The organism is Nonomuraea sp. AD125B (genome assembly GCF_041402765.1).
GTDB classification, from domain to species: Bacteria; Actinomycetota; Actinomycetes; order Streptosporangiales; family Streptosporangiaceae; genus Nonomuraea; species Nonomuraea bangladeshensis.
Window position 1 is genome coordinate 517749 of record NZ_JBGLOU010000006.1, and the last position, 7113, is coordinate 524861.

Sequence of the window (7113 nt, forward strand, 5' to 3'; positions counted from 1 at the left end):
GGGGTCTCCTCGGAGGCATCTGACGACCGTAGCGTGACCCCGCCGTCACCGATTGCCGTACAAGGTTGGGGTCACTCCTCCTCGGACAGGACGCGCTGGGCGACGGCGAAGGCGGCGTTGGCGGCCGGGACGCCGCAGTAGACGGCGCTCTGCAGCAGCACCTCGCCGATCTCGTCCGGGGTCAGCCCGTTGCGCAGCGCCGCCCGTACGTGCATGGCCAGCTCGTCCAGGTGGCCGTGGGCGACCAGCGCCGTCAGCGTGACGCAACTGCGGGTGCGCCGGTCGAGGCCGGGCCTGGTCCAGATCTCGCCCCAGGCGTAGCGGGTGATGAAGTCCTGGAAATCCCTGGTGAACGACGTGGTACGGGCCACCGCCCGGTCCACGTGCGCGTCGCCCAGCACCTCGCGCCGCACCCGCATGCCGGGCGTGGCGGTCAGGTGGGCGGGCAGGTGGGCGAGCAGCGCGGCGGTCAGGCGTTCCGGCTGGTCGGCGGGGGCCAGGTGGGCGGCGCCGGCCAGCTCCACGAGCGTCGCGCCGGGGATGCCGTCGGCGAGCTCCCTGGCGTGCGCGGGCGGCGTGGCCGGATCGTCCCGGCCCGCCACCACCAGGGTGGGAGCCTTGATCGCGGCCAGCTCGGCGCGCACGTCGTAGGTCGCCAGCGCGTCGCAGCAGGCGGCGTACCCCTCGGGGTCGGCGGCGGCCAGGTCGTCCAGCAGAGCCTGCTGCGGCGGGCAGGCGAACCAGCGGGCGGCCGTGCTCTCCAGCAGCGGGCCGGTGCCCTCGGCGCGCACCAGCCGGGCCCGCTCGTGCCACGACGCGGGCTCGCCGAAGCGGGCGGAGGAGCAGACCATCGCGAGCGAGCGCACCCGGCCGGGGTGGCGCAGTGCCAGGGTCGCGCCGATCGCGCCGCCGATGGACACGCCCGCGTAGTGGAAGGTGGCGAAGCCCGCCGCGCCGGCCGTCTCCAGCACCAGGGCGGCCAGGTCCTCGACCGTGGCCACCGGGGCCGCAGGGGAGCCGCCGTGGCCCGGCAGGTCGAACCTCAGCACCCGGAACGTCCGCGCCAGCGCGGCGAGCTGCGGCTCCCACAGCCGCAGGGACGTGCCGAGCGACGGGCCGAGGATCAGCGGCTCGCCGTCCGCCGGGCCGTCCAGCCGGTGGTGCAACATCGTCAGTCCTCCTTGAGAGCCCGCTCCACCAGGGCGCGGGCGGAGCCCGTGGAGCCGGACAGGGTCAGGTTGGCGCGCATGCGCTCGGGGTGCACCCGCAGCCCGGCGACCAGCTCGGCCGCGTCGCGGGCCGCCCCGGCGACCAGGCGCAGGCACTCGCGCAGCGGCTGCCACTCGGCGTGCCAGGCGCCGGAGGGGCGTTCGTCCTCGGCGGCGAGCGAGCCGTACAGGACGGCGGCCTGCGCGGGGACCTGCCGCGCCGCGGCGGCGATCATGGTGGCGCGGACCGGGTTGTGCTTGTGCGGCATGGACGACGAGCCGCCGCCGACGCCCTCGGACAGCTCGCCCACCTCGGTACGCGAGAGCACGAGCACGTCGGCCGCGAGCTTGCCGAGCGCGCCCGACGCGAACGCCAGCGCCCCGCCGAGGTCGGCCACCGGCGTGCGCAGCACGTGCCACGGCAGCACCGGCTCGGCCAGCCCCAGCTCGGCGGCGAACCGTGCGGCGAGCCGCAGCCCGGGGTCCTCGCCCGGCTCCGGCTCCGGCTCCGGTTGCTCGGGGTGGAAGGCGGCCTCAGCGGCGTCGGGGTGGAAGGCGGCCAGCGTGCCCGCGGCCCCGCCGAGCTGCGCCGGCAGGGCGCCGCGAACGGTGCGCAGCCGGTCGCGGGCGTCCAGGACCAGCTTGCGCCAGCCCGCCGCCTTCAGCCCGAACGTCGTCGGCACCGCCTGCTGGGTGAGCGTCCGCGCGGCCATCACGGTGTCGCGGTGCGCGGCGGCCAGCCCGGCGAGGTCCCCGGCCACCCGGCCGAGGTCCGCCAGCACCGGGCCCAGCGTCCGATGGGCCACCAGCATGAGCGCGGTGTCCATGATGTCCTGGCTGGTCGCGCCCCGGTGCACGTGCGCGCCGTACGGCCCGGCCGCCGCGCGCAGGTCCTCCACGAGCGGGATCACCGGGTTGCCGCCGGAACGCGCCCGCGCCACGAGCCCCGGCAGGTCGAACGCCGCCACCCGCGCCGCCCCCGCCACCGCCTCGGCCGCCTCCCGCGGCGCCCGGCCGAGCGCCGCCTGGGCGCGGGTCAGCGCGACCTCGGCGTCCAGCAGGGCGCGCAGCACGGCGACGTCACCGGTCTCCTCGGCCGCGCCCCGCATGGGGGACAGCAGGCCGAGATCGGCGTCCGGGTCAGCCGAAGTCCCCGGGTCAACCGAAGTCAAGGAAGACCGTCTCCTTCTCGCCCTGCAGATGGATGTCGAAGCGGTAGAAGTCCTCGCGCTCCGGCACGGCCAGCAGCGTCTCCCGCCGCTCGGCCGGCACCGTGTCCAGGAAGGCCGCGTCGCGGTCGAAGTAGACGCGGGTGAACAGGTGGTCCAGCAGGCCGCGGGCGAAGACGCACACGCTGATGTAGCCGTTACCCGGCATGAGCGTACGCAACCCGTAGCGGCCGTCGGCGTCGGTCGGCACCCGGCCGAAGCCGGTGAAGTCGAGCCCGTGCCGCCCGATGACGGCCCCGGTGACCGGGTCGCGGCGCAGCGAGCCCGGCCGGCCGCGCAGGTCGCCCGACGGGTCGGCCTGCCAGAACTCCAGCAGCGCGTCCGGCACCGGCGCGCCGGCGCCGTCGTAGACGTACCCCTGGACGGTGATCCCGCCGGTGGCGAGGTCGCCGCCGCCGGGGAACGGCAGCGCGTAGCCGTAGAACGGACCGATCGTCTGCGACGGGGTCGGCTTCGTCATCGTCCCTCCTCCATCCAGGTCGCGGCCGGGCCGTCGAGGACGATGTCCCAGCGGTAGCCCAGCGAGAACTCGGGCACGGACAGGTCGTGGTCGTAGGCGGACACGAGCCGCTGCCGGGCCCGCTCGTCCGTCACCGACTGCAGCACCGGGTCGAACGGGAACAGCGGATCGCCCGGGAAGTACATCTGGGTGACCAGCCGCTGCGTGAACGCCGTGCCGAACACCGAGAAGTGGATGTGCGCCGGCCGCCAGGCGTTGACGTGGTTGCGCCACGGGTACGGCCCCGGCTTGATCGTGGTGAAGTGGTATCGGCCCTCGTCGTCGGTCAGGCAGCGCCCGACCCCGGAGAAGTTGGGGTCGAGCGGGGCGGGGTGGTCGTCCCGCTGGTGCGGGTAGCGGCCGGCGGCGTTGGCCTGCCACACCTCGACGAGCTGGCCGCGTACCGGCCGGCCGTCGCGGTCGAGCACCCGGCCCTGCACGGTGATCCGCTCGCCGAGCGGCTCGCCGAGGTGCTGCTTGGTCAGGTCGGAGTCGAGCGCGGTCACGTCGGAGACGCCGAACACGGGCCCGGCCAGCTCGGCCGCCTCGGGGTCCTTGACCGCGAGCGCCGGCAGCTTCGGGTGGCGGAGGATGCTGCTGCGGTAGGGGGCGAAGTCGCGCAGCGGCTGGTGCTGCTCCTCGCCGGCGTGCGCCTCGTGCAGCTCGGCGATCTCGCGGTCGATGTCGGCCTGCGAGGGGGGTGGGATCATGCGGGGCTACCTTTCCAGTACGACGGCCAGGCCCTGGCCGACGCCGATGCAGAGACAGGCCAGGCCGACGCCGGAGCCGGCCGCCGCGAGGCGGTGCGCCACGGCGCCGGTGACGCGGGCGCCGGAGGCGCCGAGCGGGTGCCCGAGCGCGATCGCGCCGCCCTCGGGGTTGACCAGGGCGGGGTCGAGATCGGGCAGCTCGGCCAGGCAGCCGAGCGTCTGGGCGGCGAACGCCTCGTTCAGCTCGGCCGTGGTGAGGTCGGCGAAGGTGCGGCCGGCCTTGGCGAGCGCCCGCTTCGCGGCCTCGACCGGGCCGAGGCCGAAGTAGCGGGGTTCGAGAGCGCTGGCGGCGCCGGCGGTGATCCGCGCCAGGGGTTCGCGGCCGCCCAGCCCGTCCTCGTCGGTGAGCAGCAGCGCCGCCGCGCCGTCGTTGAGCGGGGAGGAGTTCCCCGCGGTGACCGTGCCCTCCTTGCGGAAGACCGGCTTGAGCCGGGCGAGCTTGTCCAGCGAGCTGTCCTCGCGGATGCCCTCGTCCCTGCTCACGTCCCCGACGGGGACGATCTCGCGCTCGAAGGACGCCTTGGCCGCCTTCTGGTGGCTGGCCAGGGCGTAGGCGTCCTGCTGTTCGCGGGTGATGCCGTGCTTGTCGGCGATGAGCTCGGCGCCCTCGCCGAGCGGCACCGTGTGCTCGGCGGGCATGTTCGGGTTGACCAGGCGCCAGCCGAGCGTGGTGGAGACCAGCTCCGTGCCGCCCGCGGGGAAGGCCCGCTCGGGCTTGGGCAGCACCCAGGGGGCGCGGGTCATCGACTCGACGCCGCCCGCGATCACGGTGGAGGCGTCGCCGAGCGCGATCATCCGGTACGCCTGGATGACCGCCTCCATGCCGGAGCCGCACAGCCGGTTCACGGTCGCGCCCGGCGTGCTCACCGGCAGCCCGGCGAGCAGCGCGGCCATGCGGGCGACGTTGCGGTTCTCCTCGCCGGCGCCGTTGGCGTTGCCGAGGATCACCTCGTCGGGGGCCTCGACGCCGTTGCGCTCGGCGACGGCCCTGACCACGTGCGCGGCCAGGTCGTCGGGGCGGATCCCGGCCAGCGCGCCGTTGTGGCGGCCGAACGGGGTGCGGACGGCGTCCACGACGTAGACGGTCTTCATGCCAGGACCTCGGCTTCCGTACGCTCGCGCAGCTCCTCGACGCTCACGCCCGGCGCGGTCTCGACCAGCCGCAGCCCGTCCCCGGTGACGTCGAGCACGCCGAGGTCGGTGATGACGCGGTGGACGCACGCCTGCCCGGTGAGCGGCAGCGAACACCTGGTGACGATCTTCGGCGAGCCGTCCTTGGCCGTGTGATCCATGATCACGATGACCTTGCGCGCGCCGTGCACGAGGTCCATCGCCCCGCCCATGCCCTTGACCAGCTTGCCGGGCACCATCCAGTTGGCCAGGTCGCCCGTGGCCGACACCTGCATCGCGCCCAGCACCGCCACGTCGATGTGCCCGCCGCGGATCATCCCGAACGACAGCGAGGAATCGAAGAACGACGCCCCCTCCCGTACGGTCACCGTCTCCTTGCCCGCGTTGATCAGGTCGGGGTCGACCTCGTGCTCGTACGGGTAGGGGCCGACGCCGAGCAGGCCGTTCTCCGAGTGGAGGATCACGTCCACGTCGTCGGGCAGGAACGACGGGATGCGGGTCGGCAGGCCGATGCCCAGGTTGACGTAGTCGCCGTCGCGCAGCTCGGCCGCCGCGCGCGCCACCATCTCGTCCCGCGTCCAGCTCATGATCGGGTGGTCCTCTTCTCGATGCCCTTGTCGGCGGCCTGCTCGGGGGTCAGCGCGACGACGCGCTGGACGAAGACGCCCGGCAGGTGGACCTCGTCGGGGTCCAGCTCGGTCAGCTCCTCGACCTCGGCGATCGTGACGCGCCCGGCCATCGCGGCCAGCGGGTTGAAGTTGCGCGCGGACTTGTTGAAGACGAGGTTGCCGTGGCGGTCGCCCTTGGCCGCGCGCACCAGCGCGAAGTCCGTCGTAATGCCGTGCTCCAGCACGTACGGGCGGCCGTCGAACTCGCGTACCTCCTTGGGCGGCGAGGCCACGGCGACGGAGCCGTCCGGGTTGTGGCGCAGCGGCAGCCCGCCGTCGGCGACGGGCGTGCCGACCCCGGCCGGGGTGTAGAAGGCGGGGATGCCGGCGCCGCCCGCGCGCAGCCGCTCGGCGAGGCTGCCCTGCGGGGTCAGCTCGACCTCCAGCTCGCCGCCGAGGTACTGGCGGGCGAACTCCTTGTTGTCGCCGATGTAGGAGGCGGTCACCCGCGCGATGCGGCCGGCGGCCAGCAGTACGCCGAGGCCGCCGCCGTCCACGCCGCAGTTGTTCGACACGACGGAAATGCCGGTCACGCCGGTGTTGTAGAGGGCCTGGATCAGCACGTTCGGGATGCCGCTCAGCCCGAACCCACCGACCGCGAACGACGCGCCGTCCCGCACGTCGGCCAGCGCCTCCTCGGCCGAGGCCACCACCTTGTCTCTCCGCACGACGCTCCAATTCACCGGGAGTGTTCGCATAGTGAACTTTTGTCCACTATTGTGCTGTCGAGTATCCGTAAAGAGGGGTGGCCTGTCAAAGGAGCTCACTCGACCGGAGGAGTGACCGGATGAAAGCGCCCGGAAGTCTGGAACCCGGAACCCCGGAACCCGGAACCCCGGAACCCGGAACCCTGGAACGCGGCCTCGCCGTGCTGCGCGTGCTGGCGGACGAGCCGGGACGGCCCATGGCCGCGACCGACCTCGTCCGCGCGACCGGGCTCGCGAGAAGCGCGGTGGACCGGGTGCTCGCCACCCTCACCCACCTCGGCTACCTGCGGCTCGACGGGCGGGAGGTACGGCTCGCGCCGCCGCTGATGGAGCTGGGGGAGGCGTACCTCGCGGGCGGCGGGCTCCGCGACGCCCTGTCGCCGGCGGCCCGGCGGCTGGCCGAGGAGCTCGACGAGTCGGTGTCGCTGGCCGTGCCGGACGGGGAAGGGGTGCGCTTCATCGCGCAGTTCACCCGGCGGCGCACCATGTCCGTGGCCTTCCGGGTCGGCGACCTCCTGCCCGCCGACCGGTGCGCGGCCGGGCTCGCGCTGCTCGACCCGGCCGCGCCGTGGGCCGTGGACGACCAGCTCGTGGAGCCGGGGCTGGTGGCCGTCGCGGTGCCGGTACGTGACCCGGACGGGCGGGCCGTGGGCGCGCTCAGCGTGGTCAGCCACACCAGCAGGCACACGGCGGACGGGCTGCGTGCGCACGCCCTGCCCCGGCTGCGCGCGACGGTGACCGAGATGGAGACGGCCCTCACCCGCCCGCCCGCGAACGGTGACCGGGACGGGGGCTCGGGCGTTTTGGGCGGGGCCTCGGACGGAGGCTCGGGTGGGGGCTCGGGCGGAGGCTTGGGCGGAGGCTCGGGTGGGGGCTCGGGTGGGGGCTCGGCGGCAGGGGG

8 protein-coding genes are annotated in these 7113 nt (G+C 74.6%); 1 reads left to right on the forward strand and 7 read right to left on the reverse strand.

What is annotated here, in order from left to right; translation table 11 throughout:
- Window positions 1-71: 71 nt before the first annotated feature.
- Genes pcaC through ACBR40_RS19380 form a run of 7 tightly spaced genes read right to left on the reverse strand, consistent with a single transcriptional unit; the run spans window position 72 to window position 6173 of the window.
- Window positions 72-1169 carry a 4-carboxymuconolactone decarboxylase gene (gene pcaC, locus ACBR40_RS19350; RefSeq protein ID WP_371249616.1) on the reverse strand — a complete coding sequence of 366 codons (1098 nt, stop codon included), beginning with the start codon at window positions 1167-1169 and terminating at the stop codon, window positions 72-74.
- Window positions 1170-1171: 2 nt separating this feature from the next.
- Complete coding sequence (gene pcaB, locus ACBR40_RS19355) at window positions 1172-2380, reverse strand: 3-carboxy-cis,cis-muconate cycloisomerase (protein WP_371249617.1); 1209 nt, start codon at window positions 2378-2380, stop codon at window positions 1172-1174.
- On the reverse strand, window positions 2367-2897 hold the full coding sequence (gene pcaG, locus ACBR40_RS19360) for a protocatechuate 3,4-dioxygenase subunit alpha (protein WP_344218300.1): 531 nt from the start codon (window positions 2895-2897) through the stop codon (window positions 2367-2369). Before pcaG ends, pcaB begins: the two co-directional genes overlap by 14 nt.
- Entirely contained in the window at window positions 2894-3646 is a 753-nt protein-coding gene (gene pcaH, locus ACBR40_RS19365; protein WP_344218298.1) for a protocatechuate 3,4-dioxygenase subunit beta, read from the reverse strand. Before pcaH ends, pcaG begins: the two co-directional genes overlap by 4 nt.
- Before the next feature lie 6 nt (window positions 3647-3652).
- Window positions 3653-4798, reverse strand: coding sequence for a thiolase family protein (locus ACBR40_RS19370; protein WP_344218296.1), 1146 nt, complete (start codon window positions 4796-4798; stop codon window positions 3653-3655).
- Complete coding sequence (locus ACBR40_RS19375) at window positions 4795-5424, reverse strand: CoA transferase subunit B (RefSeq protein ID WP_344218294.1); 630 nt, start codon at window positions 5422-5424, stop codon at window positions 4795-4797. The genes ACBR40_RS19370 and ACBR40_RS19375 overlap by 4 nt, the downstream gene beginning before the upstream one ends.
- Window positions 5421-6173, reverse strand: coding sequence for a CoA transferase subunit A (locus ACBR40_RS19380; RefSeq protein WP_364444911.1), 753 nt, complete (start codon window positions 6171-6173; stop codon window positions 5421-5423). Before ACBR40_RS19380 ends, ACBR40_RS19375 begins: the two co-directional genes overlap by 4 nt.
- Before the next feature lie 119 nt (window positions 6174-6292).
- On the opposite strand from ACBR40_RS19380, the gene ACBR40_RS19385 reads away from it, so the two are divergent.
- The coding region (locus ACBR40_RS19385; RefSeq protein WP_371249618.1) for an IclR family transcriptional regulator at window positions 6293-7113 on the forward strand (821 nt) is incomplete at its 3' end.

Coding starts and splice junctions, on each gene's coding strand:
- pcaC (WP_371249616.1), bottom strand. CDS start 1,169: ATGTTGCACCACCGGCTGGACGGCCCGGCGGACGGCGAGCCGCTGATC.
- pcaG (WP_344218300.1), bottom strand. CDS start 2,897: ATGACGAAGCCGACCCCGTCGCAGACGATCGGTCCGTTCTACGGCTAC.
- ACBR40_RS19370 (WP_344218296.1), bottom strand. CDS start 4,798: ATGAAGACCGTCTACGTCGTGGACGCCGTCCGCACCCCGTTCGGCCGC.
- ACBR40_RS19375 (WP_344218294.1), bottom strand. CDS start 5,424: ATGAGCTGGACGCGGGACGAGATGGTGGCGCGCGCGGCGGCCGAGCTG.
- pcaH (WP_344218298.1), bottom strand. CDS start 3,646: ATGATCCCACCCCCCTCGCAGGCCGACATCGACCGCGAGATCGCCGAG.